This is a genomic window from Glycomyces artemisiae, from assembly GCF_003002955.1.
Lineage (GTDB): Bacteria > Actinomycetota > Actinomycetes > Mycobacteriales > Micromonosporaceae > Glycomyces > Glycomyces artemisiae.
On sequence record NZ_PVTJ01000005.1, the window covers coordinates 1 to 16,652 of the forward strand.

At 69.9% G+C, this 16,652-nt stretch carries 16 protein-coding genes; 9 read left to right on the forward strand and 7 right to left on the reverse strand.

From position 1 onward, the window contains the following. The first annotated feature begins 345 nt into the window (after nucleotides 1–345). Nucleotides 346–1,284: a sensor histidine kinase gene (locus B0I28_RS13555; protein ID WP_106364385.1), complete on the forward strand. Its 939-nt coding sequence runs from the start codon at nucleotides 346–348 to the stop codon at nucleotides 1,282–1,284. 73 nt (nucleotides 1,285–1,357) lie between these two features. Here the strand turns inward: B0I28_RS13555 and B0I28_RS13560 are convergent, their stop codons facing one another. From B0I28_RS13560 to B0I28_RS13580, 5 genes are all read right to left on the reverse strand, one after another. Then, the gene (locus B0I28_RS13560; protein ID WP_106364386.1) at nucleotides 1,358–3,016 is read right to left on the reverse strand and encodes a hypothetical protein; all 1,659 of its coding nucleotides are present in this window, start codon (nucleotides 3,014–3,016) and stop codon (nucleotides 1,358–1,360) included. After that, a complete protein-coding gene (locus B0I28_RS13565; RefSeq protein ID WP_342761222.1) occupies nucleotides 2,997–3,794 on the reverse strand; it encodes a carbohydrate ABC transporter permease in 798 nt (265 codons plus the stop codon). Before B0I28_RS13565 ends, B0I28_RS13560 begins: the two co-directional genes overlap by 20 nt. 77 nt (nucleotides 3,795–3,871) lie before the next feature. Further along, entirely contained in the window at nucleotides 3,872–4,786 is a 915-nt protein-coding gene (locus B0I28_RS13570) for an ABC transporter permease subunit (protein ID WP_106364767.1), read from the reverse strand. 18 nt (nucleotides 4,787–4,804) lie between these two features. Then, nucleotides 4,805–6,073, reverse strand: coding sequence for an ABC transporter substrate-binding protein (locus B0I28_RS13575; RefSeq protein ID WP_106364388.1), 1,269 nt, complete (start codon nucleotides 6,071–6,073; stop codon nucleotides 4,805–4,807). Nucleotides 6,074–6,264: 191 nt separating this feature from the next. Next, nucleotides 6,265–6,630 carry a hypothetical protein gene (locus B0I28_RS13580; protein WP_146148091.1) on the reverse strand — a complete coding sequence of 122 codons (366 nt, stop codon included), beginning with the start codon at nucleotides 6,628–6,630 and terminating at the stop codon, nucleotides 6,265–6,267. Between the two features lie 128 nt (nucleotides 6,631–6,758). Here B0I28_RS13580 and B0I28_RS13585 point away from each other — a divergent pair, with 128 nt between their 5' ends. The 4 genes from B0I28_RS13585 (at nucleotide 6,759) to clpX (ending at nucleotide 11,088) form a co-directional block, all read left to right on the forward strand. Beyond that, a complete protein-coding gene (locus B0I28_RS13585; protein WP_106364390.1) occupies nucleotides 6,759–7,916 on the forward strand; it encodes a S8 family peptidase in 1,158 nt (385 codons plus the stop codon). A gap of 240 nt (nucleotides 7,917–8,156) precedes the next feature. Continuing rightward, the gene (locus B0I28_RS13590; protein WP_425433442.1) at nucleotides 8,157–8,810 is read left to right on the forward strand and encodes an ATP-dependent Clp protease proteolytic subunit; all 654 of its coding nucleotides are present in this window, start codon (nucleotides 8,157–8,159) and stop codon (nucleotides 8,808–8,810) included. A 20-nt stretch (nucleotides 8,811–8,830) separates the two neighbouring features. Further along, nucleotides 8,831–9,493 (forward strand): ATP-dependent Clp protease proteolytic subunit, encoded by a 663-nt coding sequence (locus B0I28_RS13595; RefSeq protein WP_106364391.1) that lies wholly within the window; start codon nucleotides 8,831–8,833, stop codon nucleotides 9,491–9,493. Between the two features lie 296 nt (nucleotides 9,494–9,789). Then, nucleotides 9,790–11,088: an ATP-dependent Clp protease ATP-binding subunit ClpX gene (gene clpX / locus B0I28_RS13600; RefSeq protein WP_106364392.1), complete on the forward strand. Its 1,299-nt coding sequence runs from the start codon at nucleotides 9,790–9,792 to the stop codon at nucleotides 11,086–11,088. A 23-nt stretch (nucleotides 11,089–11,111) separates the two neighbouring features. On the opposite strand, the gene B0I28_RS13605 is transcribed toward clpX, so the two are convergent. Then, complete coding sequence (locus B0I28_RS13605; protein ID WP_181245780.1) at nucleotides 11,112–11,435, reverse strand: PLD nuclease N-terminal domain-containing protein; 324 nt, start codon at nucleotides 11,433–11,435, stop codon at nucleotides 11,112–11,114. Between the two features lie 166 nt (nucleotides 11,436–11,601). Here B0I28_RS13605 and B0I28_RS13610 point away from each other — a divergent pair, with 166 nt between their 5' ends. The 3 genes from B0I28_RS13610 to B0I28_RS13620 all read left to right on the forward strand — a co-directional run bounded on the left by B0I28_RS13610 (nucleotide 11,602) and on the right by B0I28_RS13620 (nucleotide 14,246). Next, entirely contained in the window at nucleotides 11,602–12,372 is a 771-nt protein-coding gene (locus B0I28_RS13610) for an electron transfer flavoprotein subunit beta/FixA family protein (RefSeq protein WP_106364394.1), read from the forward strand. A gap of 9 nt (nucleotides 12,373–12,381) precedes the next feature. Continuing rightward, on the forward strand, nucleotides 12,382–13,311 hold the full coding sequence (locus tag B0I28_RS13615; RefSeq protein WP_106364395.1) for an electron transfer flavoprotein subunit alpha/FixB family protein: 930 nt from the start codon (nucleotides 12,382–12,384) through the stop codon (nucleotides 13,309–13,311). Between the two features lie 323 nt (nucleotides 13,312–13,634). Next, nucleotides 13,635–14,246, forward strand: coding sequence for a biotin transporter BioY (locus B0I28_RS13620; protein ID WP_106364396.1), 612 nt, complete (start codon nucleotides 13,635–13,637; stop codon nucleotides 14,244–14,246). A 91-nt stretch (nucleotides 14,247–14,337) separates the two neighbouring features. Here B0I28_RS13620 and B0I28_RS13625 read toward each other — a convergent pair whose 3' ends face one another. After that, a complete protein-coding gene (locus tag B0I28_RS13625; protein ID WP_106364397.1) occupies nucleotides 14,338–15,249 on the reverse strand; it encodes a hypothetical protein in 912 nt (303 codons plus the stop codon). A gap of 239 nt (nucleotides 15,250–15,488) precedes the next feature. Between B0I28_RS13625 and B0I28_RS13630 the strand changes: the two genes are divergently transcribed. Then, nucleotides 15,489–16,646, forward strand: a complete 1,158-nt coding sequence (locus B0I28_RS13630) for a cysteine desulfurase family protein (RefSeq protein WP_106364398.1) — start codon at nucleotides 15,489–15,491, stop codon at nucleotides 16,644–16,646. Nucleotides 16,647–16,652 lie beyond the last annotated feature (6 nt).

The window sequence follows — 16,652 nt, forward strand, 5'->3', positions numbered from 1 at the left end:
CCAGTTCGGTGAACAGCGGCTCCAGGTGGGCGTACTCGCCGGATTTGGTCCTGCGCTGTTCCTGTCGTGTGTCGGTCATTTTCGTCGTCCTCCCGTATCGCTTGTGGGCGGGGCGCAGACGCCGTGCGTGTCCGTCTATTTGCTCCTGTGCTCCAGAGTTGCCGGGGTGCCCTCCGGGCGTCATTCTCCTCATAATAAGTGCCGCTCACGGCAATGTCACCTACCGGGCGGTAACCTATTGAATAAACTCGTTTGTGGTGCGCATCACATGTCAATGTTCGAGAGGCACGACAGTGATCGACTGCATGCGCCCTGTGGCACTATTGGATTCGAAGGAGGGCGGAAATGACCACAGGGGCAGACCGTGCTGCTGAGGAACCGTTCCACCACCCAGCGTTCTACTATTCCGGGCCCGCCGAGTACCTCGCCGGCACCATTCCGTTCATCGAATCCGCGCTCAGCGCAGGCGAGCCCGCCGCGGTCTCCGTTCCCGGCCCCAACCTCGAACTCATCCGCGACGCGCTCGGCGCGGCGAGCGAGCACGTCCTGCTGCTCGACATGACCGAGGAGGGCGCCAATCCCGGGCGCATCATCCCCGGCGTGCTCCGCGAGTTCGCCGACCGCCACCCGGGCCGGCGAGTCAGCATCATCGGCGAGCCGATCTGGCCCTGGCGCACCGACATCGAGTACCCCGCGTGCGCCCAGCACGAGGCGCTCATCAACCTCGCCTTCGCCGGCCGCGACGCCGCCATCCTGTGCCCCTACGACCTCGACGGCCTCGACGAGCGCGCGATCGCCGACTCCCTCGCCACCCACCCGGTCCTCATGGACGCCAAGGGGACCCGCAAGAGCGCCGACTACGACCCCGGCCGCGTCATCGACGGCTACAACGAGCCGCTGCCGGCCGCGCCGCGCTCAGCCGTGGAACGCGGCGTCGACCGCTACTCGGTGGACAACGCCCGATGGTTCACCACCGCGTACGGCCGCAACGCGGGACTGTCCGCCCACCGCCTCGTCGATCTCGAAATCGCCGTCACCGAACTGATCACCAACAGCATCGGCTACGGCGGCGGCACGGCACTGCTGCGGATCTGGACGGACGGCGACCTCCTCGTATGCGAGGTCAGCGACGCCGGGCACATCACCGACCCGCTCGCAGGCCGCCGCCCGGTCGACGACGCCCAGGGCGGCGGCCTGCTGCTGGTCAACCATGTTGTCGACCTGCTCCGCATGCACACCGGTCCCGCAGGCACCACCGTGCGGGTCTACCTGCGGCTTCCCTAGCACCTCGGCTCTCCCAGCGGGACGAGGCTCGCCAGCGCCCGCCGTCGCCGGTCCGCTCGATCGGGTCGACCATTCAGGACGCGCGGAGGACCAGCGTGCAGCGGCCCGTCGCGGGAAGCGGCACGTACAGCCGGATTCCGTGGGCCGCATCGGTGCCGCCGAGGTGCGTGTAGTCCTCGCCCGGGTGGTAGCCGCGGGTGAACGCGCCTCTGGCGTCGACCTCGACCGTGATCCTGTCGCCGCCCTTGCGGTAGACCGCCGTCGTGCCTTCGGGCTCGAAGCCGCCGTCGACGGGCCGGACGCCTTCGAGTTCGCCGCCGTCGCGGAAGGCCAGTTCGAGGACCTGGCGCACCCGGCCCGGATCGGCCGCGATCTGCACCGCCACTTCGCGTTCGCCCACGGTGATCTGGACGCTCGTCTCCAGCGCGACCGGCTCGGCGGGCCGGTGCGCGAAGTCCATCGCCGCGGAGAACCGGCCCTCGTCGGCCAGGTCGTAGACCGCGTCCCCGCGCCGGAACCCGGCCGGAAGCGGCCCGTAGTAGGCCGCGCTCGCCCGCTCGCGCAGCAGGAACGTGCTGCCGTCGGCGTCGAGCCCGTCGGCCCGGAACGGCCCGAGCCCGAAGAAGTCCCTGGAGAGCCGCACCGAGTCCAGGACCGCGTCGCCTGCGAAGAGCCGCAGGAACGTCGGGTTCGTCGCGAGCCCGGACCGGATGCGGCCGTGCGCCGCGTAGTCCGAGCCGCCGTACACGGTCGCGGCGAAGTCCCCGTCCCGCGACACGGCCAGGCCCGACCCCGCGAACACCGCCGTGCCCGCCTTGCGGGCCTCGGGCTCGGGAAGCTCCCCGGCCAGGTCCGGTTCGAGGAGGATTTCCGTCAGGGCGCTCGCCGGGTCGGCGATCCCCTCGATGCCCGCCGCGACGGCCGCGAAGTCGCCGCGCCCGCGCCGGATCGCGAACCGCCGGAACTGCATCAGGAACGGCGCCAACGCGATCGTCCCCCTCTGGTCCTGCCGCCGCGAGTGGACCGTCTCCACGGTGCCGTCGGGCAGGGTCGCGGCCGCGACGGCCTCCAGGCTGCGCTCGACCAGGTCGAGGAGCGCGGGGCGGCCGAGGTGCTCGCCGATGGCGACGAGCGCCGGGTTCGACACCCACAGCGCGTAGTTCGGGCTCCGCTCCGAATACCAGCCGTCGGCGTCGATGTCGACGCCCTCGGCCAGCCACTCGTCGACGCGCGCCACCAGCCGCTCGTCGGGCCAGTGCCGGTGGAGCTTCGCGAGCGCCGACGACAGCTCCCACCGGTGGTTCGGGGTGTGCACCCCGCCGAGCCGCAGCGGCTCCGCGGCGCGGGCCGCGACCGCGGCCAGCGAGTCCCCGAGGGCCGCGAACCCCTCCGGGGCGATTTCCAAGAGCGCGTAGGTGTCGCACAGGTCGTTGACGGTGAAGGCCGTGTCGGGGGGCGAGGCGAAGTTCTCGCCGTCGAACAGCCCGTTGCCGGCCTGCATCCCGGCCAGGAATTCCACGAGCCGCTGCGCCGCGCCCTCGGCCTCCGCCGACGCGAAGAACGCCGACGCCGGGTTCACCGCGCACGCCACCAGCGCCTTCGCGGCGCCCATGACCGCCCGGTGGTGCGGGTCGGACCCCAGCAGGGCGTCCACCCCGCCGAGCACCTCCCGCGCCCGCGCATCCGCTGCGGCGGTCGCGGCGCCGGCGAACTCAGTCCTTGAGTCCCGCATTGATGTCCTCGTTCATGACGTACTTCTGGAACACGATGAAGATGAGCACGAGCGGCAGGATCGACATCACCGACGCGGCCAGCAGCAGCGGCCAGTCGATGTTCTCGGCGCCCACGATGCTGCGCAGCGCGATCTGGAGCGTGAACTTCCGCTCGTCGCCGACCACGATCAGCGGCCACACGTAGTCGTTCCAGCGCCACTGGAACGAGAAGATCGCCAGCGTCATGATGATGGGCCGCGACATCGGCAGCATGATCCGGAAGAAGATCCCCGCCTCGCGGGCGCCGTCGATGCGCGCGGCCTCCACGATGTCGTCGGGCACCGACAGGAAGAACTGCCGGAACATGAACACGCCCGTGACCGTGAGGATCGAGGGCACCACGAGCCCCGCGAACGAGTCGTACATGCCGAGGTCCCGGATCACCAGGAACGTCGGCGACATGATCACCTCGGTCGGGAGCATCGTCGTCGCCAGGAGGCAGACGAAGAAGATCCGCACCCACCGCTGCTCCCGGTACTTCGCGAGCGCGTACCCGGTCATGGCGCTCGCCATCACCGTCAGCACCGTGGTCGTGAGCGCCACCGCGAGCGTGTTCGAGAAGTACAGCATGAAGTCGAACCGGTCCCACGCCTTCTCGAACCCGGCGACCGTCGGGTCCTCGGGCAGGAACGACAGCGGGTACTGGAACAGCTCCGAGCCGGGTTTGAAGGCGCTCAAGAGGAACCAGAGCAGCGGGAACGCGTACACGGCGGCGAGCAGCCACAGGAACGCGGTCATGGGGATCGCGGAGCCGAGCTCCTTCGCCTTGCGGGCCTTGCGGGTGCGCGGTTCGCCCGCGGTGGTCGTCAGGGTGCTCATGCGCCTCGCCTCCGGTTGACCCACATCTGGAGCAGCGCGATGGACAGGAGGATGAGCAGCAGGATCATCGACACCGCGCTGGCGTAGCCGATGTCGGCGCGTTTGAAGCCGGTCTCGTAGATGTACTGGATGAGGAACACGTTGGAGGTGCCGGGCCCGCCGCCGTTGAGCGCCTGGACCATCGCGAACTCCTTCATGGCGCCCAGCGAGGACAGCAGCACCACGAGGAACGAAGTGGGCGCGATCGACGGGAGCGTGATGTGGCGGAACCGCTGCCAGGCGTTCGCGCCGTCGATCTCGGCGGCCTCGTAGTAGGCGCGCGGCACGTTCTTGAGCGCGGCGATGAAGATGAGCATGTTGAACGCGGTGCCGCCCCAGGTGGCGGCCATGACCACGACCATGAGCGCCAGGTCCGGGTCGGTCTGCCACGCGAGCGGGTTCCCGCCGAGCTCGGAGACGACGTAGTTGACGAAGCCGAAGCTCTCGCCGAACATCCACCGCCAGATCACCCCGGCGACGATGGGGGAGATGAGCCACGGGAAGAAGAACACGACCTTCGCGGCGGCGCGGCCCTTGGCGTAGTCGGAGACCAGGAGCGAGGCCACGGTCAGCGACATGACGTACATGAGCGGGACGCTGAGGACCGCGAACAGGAGGCTTCGGGTGAGCGCCTGGTAGAACGTCGGGTCGCCGAACAGCTTCTCGTAGTTGGCGAGGCCGATGAAGTCGTAGTCGCCGATGCCGGTGTAGTCGGTGAACGAGTAGATCAGGCCCAGGCTGCCGGGCCAGACGAAGAACACGGCGAACAGGACGATGCTGAGTCCGGCGAGCCCGATCGGCGCGAGCCGGTACTTGGGGCGCCGGCCCTTGCCGGGCCGCGCGAGCGGCCCGGCCGGGGCTTCGGTGTCGATGGCGGTGGCCGTCAAGGTCTACTCGCAGATGATGTTCTCGTTGAGCGAAGCGATGATGTTCGCGATGGTGGTGGCGACGTCCTGCTCCCCGTTGGCGAGCTTCACGGCCTCGTCCTTGAGCGGGTCGGCGTCGGACCCGGAGGTCTGGCCCCTGTAGGTCATCTGGAGGGCGCTGCTCTCCTGCGCGGAGGAGACCGGGTCGGAGGCCGCGATCTCCTCGTTGTACAGGTCGAAGCTCGCCTGGGAGTCGCCGTAGTCGATGTCGAGGCCCTGGATGACCGGGAGGAACCCGGAGATCTCCGAGATCTCGGTGTAGTTCTCGGCGCTGAACAGCCAGTTCAGGAAGTCGAGCGCGGCCTTGGACTTCTCGCCGCTGTAGACCACGATGTAGCCGCCGCCGAGGTTGGTGGCGCGGCGGGTCTGGGCGGGCATGAGGGCCGAGGCCCACTCGAAGTCGGCGATGTTCGCCTGGAAGTCGGCGACCTGCCACGAACCCGAGTAGTAGGCCGCGACCTGGCCGGACTTGAACAGGGCGTTCGCGTCGTCGCCGGAGACCCACACGGAGCGGGGCATGACGTCGTCGTCGTTGATGTCGGCGAAGAACTGGAGCGCCGCGGTCGTCTCGGCCTCCTTCGTCGAGTACGTGCAGTCGTCGCCGAGGGTGAACCCGTCGGACCCGAACTGGTACATCATCGAGCGCAGGCGGTGCGAGGACGGGTCCATGACGAGCCCGTAGCGCGCTCCAGTCGCGGCTTTGACCTCCTTGACCGCGGAGATGAACTCATCCCAGGTCCAGATCTGGTCCGCCGTGGTCGGGTACGTGACGCCGGCCTGGTCGAAGAGGCTCTTGTTGACGTAGAGGCCCACGGCGGTGAGGTCGGTGAGGAAGGTCGGGACGGCGCCGTCCTCGTTCTCGGTGACCAGGTTCTCCATGACGCCGCGCTCGGCGGCGAGGTCGGAGAGGTCTTCGAGCTGATTCATCCAGATCGGGTCGATCGCGGTGACGCGGGCGAGGTCGGGCAGTCCGTCGGCCTGGGCGGCGTTGCGGAGCTTGGTGCCGAAGTCGTCGTACGGGACGTCGTCGATGTCGACGGTGACACCGGTCTCCTCGAAGTACTTGTCGGCCATCTTCTGGAAGCCGCCGCCCTGGTTGGCGTCGCCCGACAGCCAGAACTTGATGGTGTCGGCCGAGCCTTCGTCGCCGCCGCCGCCGATGAACCCGCAGGCGCTGAGGGGGAGGGCCGCCGCACCGGCGGTGCCGGCGCTGAGAACCAGTCTTCTCTTCATTGAGCTCTCTTTTCGGGAAGGGGATGCGAGTGCCACAGGTCACTCGGTGAAGCGCTTGCCCGAAACTACCAGACTTTCGACTAGCGCGCGACAGTAGGTTCCCACCAGTGCTTTTGCAGGCCCCGGACGCGCACTTCCGGGGCCTGCGAGCGCGCTTGCGGCGCTTGGGAACGCGATTGAAAGCCCTGGTGTCAGTCGGCCTTCGCGGCGGCCGCCTTCTCCTCGGTCTTCGCGAGCTCGGCCGGGGCTTCGGCCTTCGCGGCCCGCTCGGCTGCGGCGGCGGCCTCCACGGCCTCGTCGGCCGCCTGCTTCAGGAGCTCGGCCGTGCGCTGGGCGGTGCGCTCGGCGGCGTCGAAGAGAGCTGACATGACGACGAGGGTCGAGCCGATGAGCACCAGCGCGAGGCCCGCGGCGCCGCCGGAGACGAGGAAGGGCATCTGGCCGTCGACGTAGGCCAGCTCGGCCATGCCCATCCAGCCGAGGGTGAGGACGGCGCCGCCGGCCAGCCAGAACAGGATGCCGAGCAGACGCAAACGGGCGGTAGGGGAACCGGACACAATTGACTCCATTGGGGACGTATGAGGGTTTGTCGGGAATCTGTTACTACGAGGTAACCAAATCTATCAATATTTTGGTACCTTGTGACAGATGCCATAGCCCGTTTTCTCCTGAAGGGTGACCTTTCATGGCGATGCATTCCCCCGCCCGCCGACTCCTCGTCACGGCAGCGGCCGCCGCCCTCGGCGCCACCGCGTTCGCCGCGGGCCCCGCCTCCGCCCAGGCCGCCGAGATCCTCGGCGCCGACAGCCCCGACGCCGTCCCCGGCTCCTACATCGTCGCCTTCGAGGACGGCGCCTCGGCCGCGGTCGTCGACGACTTCGGCGGCGACGTCGAGACCGCCTTCGACTCCGTGGACGCCGTCCTCGCCACCATGACCGAGCGCGAGGCCGAACGGCTCGCCGCCGACCCCGACGTCGCCTACGTCGAGCAGAACCGCACCATCGAGATCCAAGCGACCCAAGCGGACCCGCCCTCCTGGGGCCTCGACCGCGTCGACCAGGCCGTCCTCCCGCTCGACGCGTCCTACACCTACCCGAACGCCGGGGAAGGCGTGCACGCCTACATCATCGACACCGGCATCTGGGCCTCCACCGCCGACTTCTCCGGCCGCACCGGCACCGGCTACTCGGCGATCCTCCCCGGCCTCCAGGGCCTCGACTGCAACGGCCACGGCACCCACGTCGCCGGAACCGTCGGCGGCACCGAGTACGGCATCGCCAAGGAGGTCACCATCGTCCCGGTCCAGGTCCTCAACTGCCTCGGCTCCGGCACCACCGCGGGCGTCATCCAGGGCGTCGACTGGGTCACCGCCAACGCCGTCAAGCCCGCCGTCGCCAACATGAGCCTCGGCGGCGGCCTGAGCGACGCCCTCGACGCGGCCGTCGCCGCCTCCATCGAATCCGGCGTCACCTACGCCGTCGCCGCAGGCAACGAGACCGCCGACGCCTGCGGCGTCTCGCCCGCCCGCACCCCCGGCGCCATCACCGTCGCCGCCTCCACCGACGCCGACGCCCGCGCCGACTTCTCCAACTTCGGCGACTGCGTCGACCTCTTCGCCCCCGGGCAGGACATCACCTCGCCGTACCTCCTCGGCTCCCCGTCCAGCCTCAGCGGCACCTCCATGGCCTCCCCGCACGTCGCCGGGGCCGCCGCCGTCTACCTCTCCGCCCACCCGACCGCCACCCCCGCCCAGGTCGCCGCCGCCCTCACCGGCGCGGCCACCACCGGCGCGATCAACGACGTCCAAGGCAGCCCCAACCTGCTGCTCCGCGTCACCGCCTAGCGCCGCGATCAGGAGGACCCGGCCCCGCGCCGGGTCCTCCGCGTTTGCGCCCCCGCCGCAACGGACACCCGGTCCGCACTGCCGCCCGCGCCGATGCCCCAGACTGGTCCTCCGCCGCGCTCCGCTGGAAGCGAACACGGAGCCCAGCCGCGTCCGATCGTCGCCCCGACGGGCTAAGGTCTGGATTGGCAGCCGCAACGCTGAGCCCATATCGCCGAGACAGAATGAAGGTGCAAAGACATGGAGCATTCGATTCCATTCTCCTCGCAGCTGGAGAAGGACGTCGTCAACGCGATCGCCCGCCGGGGCAACGGGGGCGCGACCGAGCCCGGTCTGGACGCCATGGTCTTCGACCGCCTGCTCAAGGAGCGCATCATCTTCCTCGGCTCCGAGGTCACCTCCGAGCTCGCCAACCGGCTCTGCGCCCAGCTCATCCTGCTGGAGGCAGAGGACGACGAGCGCGACATCAAGCTCTACATCAACTCGCCCGGCGGCTCGGTCTACGACGGCATGGCCATCTACGACACCATGCAGTTCATCAAGAACGACGTCCAGACCATCGCCATGGGCATGGCCGCCTCCATGGGCCAGCTGCTCCTGTGCGCCGGGACCTCGGGCAAGCGCTACGCGCTCCCGCACGCGCGCATCATGATGCACCAGCCCTCCGGCGGCATCGGCGGCACCGCCTCCGACGTGGCGATCCTCGCCGAGCAGATGCTCTACACCAAGCAGATGTTCCAGGAGCGCGTCGCCCACCACACCGGCCGCACTGTCGAGGAGATCGAGGCCGACTCCGACCGCGACCGCTGGTTCACCGCCGCCGAGGCGAAGGACTACGGCTTCATCGACCACGTCGTCCAGCGGGTGTCCGAAGTCCCCGCCGAGTCCAACTAGACACCCAGGAGGGGAACCTGATGATGGACATCCACGCCCAGTCCGGAGCGTTCGACCCGCGGGCCCGCTACATCGTCCCGTCGTTCACCGAGAAGACCTCGTACGGGATCAAGGAGATGAACCCGTACAACAAGATGTTCGAGGACCGGATCATCTTCCTCGGGTCCCCCGTGGACGACACCTCGGCCAACGACATCATGAGCCAGCTGATCGTCCTCGAAGGGAACGACCCCGACCGGGACATCATCATGTACATCAACTCGCCCGGCGGCTCGCTCACCGCGCTCATGGCCATCTACGACACCATGCAGTACGTGCGCCCGGACATCCAGACCGTGTGCATGGGCCAGGCCGCCTCGGCCGCCGCCGTGCTCCTCGCAGCCGGGACCCCCGGCAAGCGCACCGCGCTGCCGAACTCCCGCGTGATCATCCACCAGCCCGCCACCGAAGGCACCTTCGGCCAGGCGTCCGACATGGAGATCCAGGCCCGCGAGATCATGCGCATGCGCGACCAGCTGGAGAAGATCCTCGCCCGCCACACCGGACAGGACGTCACCAAGGTCCGCCGCGACATCGAGCGCGACAAGATCTTCACCGCCGACGAGGCCGTCGCCTACGGCCTGGTCGACAACGTCCTGACCTACCGCAAGAAGAACGCCCTGCCGGCCGAAGCCGCCGCGTAGGACGCGCAGCCGCAGGAAGCGCGCGGCGGGCCCGCCCGGCCCGCCGCGCCTCCCCGCGGCACCGAGCCCCCGTCTCCCGCCGATCGCCCCCGAGCCCCGCCCGTCCGCGATACCGTGGCGCTGGCGCACCCGCCGCCCGGTACCGGACCCGCCATCACGGTCTGAGACTGCCCTGGCGCCGTGGCCGCAAATGCGAAATACTGGATCGAGACACCGGTTCGTCCTGAATCAACGGAGCAATGCACGCACGCTCGGCGGCCCTGGATCGCATGCCGCCGAGGGAGGGAGTTACCGCGATGGCCCCACGCCTGGGTGACAGCGAGATCTTGAAGTGCTCGTTCTGCTCGAAGTCGCAGCGGCAGGTGCGCAAGCTGATCGCGGGTCCGAACAACGTGTACATCTGCGACGAGTGCATCGACCTGTGCAACGAGATCATCGAAGAGGAGTTCGCCGAGGACGCCGAGGTGGTCTGGGAGGACCTGCCGAAGCCCAAGGAGATCGTCGAGTTCCTCGACCAGTGGGTGATCGGCCAGGACAACGCCAAGCGCGCGCTCGCGGTCGCCGTCTACAACCACTACAAGCGGGTGCAGCTCGACGAGCTCGGCTCGATCCGCGGCGGCGACCACGTGGAGCTCCAGAAGTCGAACATCCTCATGGTCGGCCCCACCGGCTCCGGCAAGACCCACCTCGCGCAGACCCTCGCCCGGATGCTCGACGTCCCGTTCGCCATCGCGGACGCCACGGCCCTCACCGAGGCCGGGTACGTGGGCGACGACGTGGAGAACATCCTCCTCAAGCTCATCCAGGCCGCCGACTTCGACGTCAAGCGCGCCGAGACCGGCATCATCTACATCGACGAGATCGACAAGGCCGGACGCAAGGCCGAGAATCCGTCGATCACCCGCGACGTCTCCGGCGAGGGCGTCCAGCAGGCCCTCCTGAAGATCCTCGAAGGCACGATCTCCTCGGTCCCCCCGCAGGGCGGGCGCAAGCACCCCCAGCAGGACCACATCCAGATCGACACCACGAACATCCTCTTCATCTGCGGCGGCGCGTTCGCCGGGATCGAGGAGATCATCAAGGGCCGCATCGGCAAGCGCACCGTCGGCTTCACCGCCCCGCTGCACGCCGAGGTCGCCGAGGGCGACGCGATCGTCTCCCAGGTCATGCCCGACGACCTGCTCAAGTACGGGCTCATCCCCGAGATGGTCGGGCGCCTCCCGATCCTCACCACCGTCGACCACCTCGACAAGGCCGCGCTCCTGCGCATCCTCACCGAGCCGCGGAACGCCCTGGTCAAGCAGTACCAGCGCCTCCTCGAACTCGACGGCGTCGAGCTGGAGTTCGCCCCCGACGCCTTGGAGCCGATCGTCGAGTCCGCGCTGCTGCGCGGCACCGGCGCGCGGGGCCTGCGGGCCATCATGGAGGAGGTCCTCCAGCCCGTCATGTTCGAGATCCCCTCGCGCGCCGATGAGGTCGCGAAGGTCGAGATCACCGCGGACGTGGTGCGGCGCAACGTGAACCCGACGCTCGTGCCGCGCACGAAGGCCACGCCGCGGCGGGCGGTGCGCCCGCGCCGCGAGAAGTCGGCCTGAGCCGGGGCCCTGAGCCCCGGGGCTCAGTCCTCCTTGTTCTCGTCGCGCAGGCGGCGGTCGATGTCCCGCAGGAAGTCGGGGTCGTCGTCGGGGGCCACCGGCCCGTTGGGGTGCTTGGGCCCTCCGGCGCTCCCGGTGCGGCCCGTGCCCGGCTGCGGGCGCGGCGGGCGCGCCCGGCCCACGGAGAACCACAGGATGCCGCCGGCGACCGGCACGAGCAGGATGATGAGGACCCACCATCCGCGGGTGAGCTTCCGGGGATGGTGCTCGCCCCCAAGGCAGTCGGCGAGCGCGGCGATGACCAGCGCCAGGTGCGCCAAGAACAGGAAGACGAACGCGCGGATCATGTCCCCAATCATGCCTGCTTGCCGCCATCCGTACAACAACGGCTCGGGGTGTTGCGCCCTCCGTGGTGTTACTCGATAGTAACTTCGTAGGATATAGTCGGCCCTAGGCTCAGGGTCGGTGCAAGGCCCTTACTGTGTCGCCAAGAACGACCTCGGAGGTTGGTCTATGAACATCGTGGTTCTGGTCAAGCAGGTCCCGGACTCGGGGCTCGCGAGACAACTGGACGCCCAGCTGCGGGTGGACCGCAACGGCGCCAACAACGTCATGGGCGAGCTCGACGAATACGCCGTCGAAGCCGCGCTCCAGCTCAAGGAGGCCCACGGCGGCGAGGTCACCGTCCTCACCCTCGGGCCGGGCCAGGCCACCGAGACCGTGCGCAAGGTCCTCGCGATGGGCGCCGACAAGGCCGTCCACGTCGAGGACGACGCCGTCGGCGGCTCCGACGCCCTCACCACCTCCGCGATCCTCGCCGCCGCGCTCGGCCGCCTGGAGTGGGACCTCGTCATCGCCGGCGCCGAGTCCACCGACTCGAACATGGGCGTCATGCCCCAGCTCCTGGCCGCCCGCACCGGCGCCCCGGCCCTGACCGGCGCCCGCAAAATCGACACCGACGGGTCCTCGATCACCGTGGAGCACCAGCGCGCCAACGGGTACGACGTGCTCACCGCGACCCTGCCCGCGATCGTCTCGGTCTGGGACACGATCAACACCCCGCGCTACCCGTCGCTCAAGGGCATCATGGCCGCCAAGCGCAAGCCGGTCGAGACCCTGACCCTCGCCGACCTCGGCGTCGCCGCAGCCGGTCCGGCCGCCGCGTCGAACGAGGTCGTCGAGGCCGCCGCGCGCCCGCCGCGCTCCGCGGGCCAGATCGTCACCGACGAAGGCCAGGGCGGGTCCGCCCTCGCCGGATTCCTCGCCGCCGAGAAGTTCATCTAGGAGCCCGCCATGACCGACATCCTCGTGTACGTACCGAACTCCGGCAAGCACGCCGCCGAGGTCCTCACCCTCGCGCGCTCCCTCGGCGACGTCTCCGCGATCGCCTTCGACGACGCCGCCGCCTCGCTCGCGGGCGAGTACGGCGCCGCGAAGGTCTACCGCGTCGAGGCCCCCGGCGCCGACGACTACTTCGTCGATCCGAAGGCGACCGTCCTCACCGACCTCGCCCGCAATGCGAACCCGGACTTCTTCCTGCTCCCGAGCACCGACGAGGGCAAGGCCCTCGCGGCCCGGGTCGCGGTCGCGCTCGACAACGGCCTCATGACCGACGTGTCGGGCCTGGACGCCGACGGCACCGCCTCGCAGGACGCCTTCGCGGGCGCCACGATCCTGAAGTCGAAGTCCACCAAGGGCTTCACGCTCGCGACGGTCAAGTCCGGCTCCACCGAGCCGACCCCGGCCCCGGGCTCGCCCGCGGTCGAGACCGTCAACGCCGTTGTGGCCGAAGCGGACCAGCGCGTCAAGATCGCCCAGCGGGTCGACGAGCCCGCGGGCGACCGCCCGGCGCTGGCCGAGGCGCGCGTGGTCGTCTCGGGCGGCCGCGGCGTGGGCTCGGCCGAGGACTTCGCGCTCATCGAGCGCGTCGCGGACGCCCTGGGCGGCGCGGTCGGCGCTTCGCGCGCGGCCACCGACGCCGGGTACTACCCGCACAAGTTCCAGGTCGGCCAGACCGGGACGACCGTCAGCCCGCAGCTGTACCTCGCCGCGGGCATCTCCGGCGCGATCCAGCACCGCGCGGGCATGCAGACCTCGCGGGTGATCGTGGCCGTCAACAAGGACGCGGACGCCCCGATCTTCGGCATGGCCGACTTCGGCGTCGTGGGCGACCTCTTCCAGGTCCTCCCGCAGGCGCTTGAGGAGATCGAGAAGCGGAAGTAGCGAACCACCGGCGCGGCCGGTCCGCCCGAGAGGGCGGGCCGGCCGCGTTGTGCGCGAGGGCTTCTCGTGTTCGCAGTCGCCCCCAGTTTCAACGGTGCCTGCGGGGTCCGACAGTCGTACCCGGAGGGCATTGTTGAAGCCGGGGGCGACTCGATGCGCCCGATTTGCGTCGATGGCCGCGAACCTCTCAATCTCCGAATGGCTGTCGATGGTCGGTCGTGGGGCGTCGGCCAGGGGCGTCACTCGGTCGTAACAGTCGTGGGTTAGGCTTCCCCGAGCCCCTCGTTATAGAGAACCTACAGATGATGTTGGAGGAATCCGCAATGGTCGCCTCAACCGCCACGATCGCCGCTCCCCGCGTGCTCGCCGACCTCCTGCCCGCTTCGACCCGGGCTGCTGCGCTCGTCCGGGACGGGGTGCTGGTGCTCGCGGGCGCTGGTGCCGTCGGCGCCTCCGCGCAGGTCGCTTTCACCATCCCGCAGATCAGCCCGGTGCCGTTCGTGCTCACCACGTTCACCGTGCTCCTCGTCGGCGCGGCCTACGGCCCGCTGCGCGCGGCCCTCGCGCTCGGCCTCTACCTCGTCGCGGGCGCAGCGGGCGTGCCGTGGTTCACCGAGGGCACCTCCGGGTTCGCGATGCCGACCTTCGGCTACATCATCGGCTTCCTCGCCGCCGCGGTCGCGGTCGGCTTCCTCGCCAAGCGCGGCGGCGACCGCACCATCGTGAAGACCGTGGGGCTCATGGTCATCGGCAACGTCATCATGTACGCCTTCGGCGTCCCCTACCTCGCCGCCTCGCTCGACCTGAGCGCCTCGCAGGCCCTCGACGCCGGCATGATCCCGTTCCTCGCGGGCGACTTCGTCAAGCTCGTCTTCGCGGCGCTCCTGCTCCCGGGCACCTGGTGGGCCGTCCAGAAGTTCCGCAACCAGGACTAGCAGACAGACTCCAAGGGCGCCTTCGGCTTCGAGTCGCAGGCGCCCTTTTCCTATATCATATATCCTATAGGATATATGGTTCGGAGTCCGGTCAGCTGATGTCCCAGCCGATGCCCAGCGCCCCCGGGCGCGGCACCGGCTCCGCCAAGGCCACCGTCCGGTTCGGGCCCAGCTGGAGGTCGCCGGTCTCGCGCTTCTCGCGCTGGAGGCTCGACTGCGCGAAGCGGTACACGCGCTTCGGGATCGCATCGGAGGCGAACCGCACCTGGAGCGAGTACTGGTCCACCGGGTAGCGGAACGCGTTGCCGTGCCCGCTGGAGACGCCGCCGTTCCCTTGGACGACGATCTCGAACAGGTGGGTCGCGCCCTTCGGCAGCGGCGTGTCGAACACGATCTCGGCCAAGGCGACCGGGGCGTCGTCGTGGCGCAGCACGTTCGGGACCGTGCAGTCGCGGACGGGCTTGAACTCGATGTCGTCGATGTCGCAGCCGGTGTCGCCGCGGTAGAGCAGGATGTACCGGTCGACGTCGTCGCGCCTCGCGCGCACCAGCATCGACAGCTCGAACACCGACTCCTGCCACTGCGAGTCGACGTGGACGATGACCTGCTGGCTGAGGATGTCGAGGGTGTGCTCGCGGGAGGCGGGCACCTGGTCGCACAGCTCGCGGACCGCGTCGCCGCCGAGGACGGCGTCGGGGCGGGGGAGCTGGCCGCGGATCGAGCGGGGGCCGCGGGCGCGCTTGGGGCCCAGGAGGACGCGGAGGGACCCGGCGGGGAGCTCCAGGAGGTCTTCGAGAGCGGTGACCGCGGCGAGGGACTCGGCGCGCTCGGGGCGGGAACGGCCGGACTGCCAGTAGCTGAGGCTGGTCGTGGAGACGGTGATGCCGCGCATCGAGAGGCGGTGCCGGATGCGGTCGAGGCCGAGGCCGCTGGTCTGGATGGCGACGCGCAGCGCGGTGTGGAAGGGCCCCGCGCGGAGCGCTTCGGCGAGCTCTGGCGTCATAGGCACACACTTTCTCTCGACACGGTTTGCTCGGTGGTTTCACAACCCGCGTCCGGGGCGGCGAATCCTGTATACCGGAAAGGTAGGAGGATTCGTCAGATTCTATCGCGGGCCCACCATCGGGTCCGAGGCCGACATCTCGGGGCCGCGAAGCGCACGTTCTCACAGACCGGAACGCGCCCGGGGCGGCGCCGCTGCCGGAGGGAGTGAGCCGCGACGCGCCGTACCATAGAGAGGCCATGGCCTATCTCGATCACGCCGCCACAACGCCGATGCTCCCCCAAGCGCTCGACGCCTACGTGCGCACCGCCCAGTCCCTCGGCAACGCCTCCTCCCTCCACGGCTCCGGGCGCACCGCCCGCCGCACCGTCGAAGAGGCCCGCGAACGCATCGCGGAGGCGCTCGGCGCCAAACCAGGGGAGGTGATCTTCACCGGCTCCGGCACGGAGGCCGACAACCTCGCCGTCAAGGGCATCCACTGGGCCCGCCGCGCCGACGGCCGCAACCGGGTCGTCACCACCGCGATCGAGCACCACGCCGTCGCCGACGCGGTCGCCTGGCTCGGGGACCACGAGAAGGCCGACGTCACCGAGCTGCCCGTCGACAAGATCGGCCGCATCGACACCGCGGTCCTCGCCGCGCTCCTCGACGAGCGCGCCGCCGAGATCACCGTCGTCACCTGCATGTGGGCGAACAACGAGGTCGGCACCGTCCAGCCCGTCGCCGACATCGCCGCCCTCGCCGCGGCCCACGGCATCCCCGTGCACACCGACGCCATCCAGGCCGTCGGCCACGTCCCCGTCGACTTCGCCGCCTCCGGCGCCGCCGCCCTCACCCTCTCCGGGCACAAGCTCGGCGGCCCGACCGGCACCGGCGCGCTCCTGCTGCGCCGCGACGTCACCGCCACGCCGCTCCTCCACGGCGGCGGCCAGGAGCGCGAGATCCGCTCCGGGACCCTCGACGTGCCCGGGATCGCCGCGCTCGCCGAAGCCGTCGACCACGCCGTGCGCACCCGCGAGACCGAGGCCGCCCGGCTCGCCGCGCTGCGCGACGACCTCGTCGCCCGCATCCGCCGGGCCGTCCCCGACGCCGTCTACAACGGCGACCCCGACAACCGCCTGCCCGGCAACGCGCACCTGTCGTTCCCCGGCTGCGAAGGCGACGCGCTCCTCATGCTCCTCGACGCCGCCGGTGTCGAATGCGCCACAGGCTCCGCGTGCTCCGCCGGGATCGCCCAGCCCTCCCACGTGCTCCTCGCCATGGGCGCCGACCCCGACGACGCCCGCTCCTCCCTGCGGTTCACGCTCGGCTGGCCCACCACGGAGGCCGACGTCGACGCGCTCGTGGCCGCCCTCCCCGAAGCCGTCCGGCGCGCCAAGACCGCCGGGCTGACCTAGTTAGCA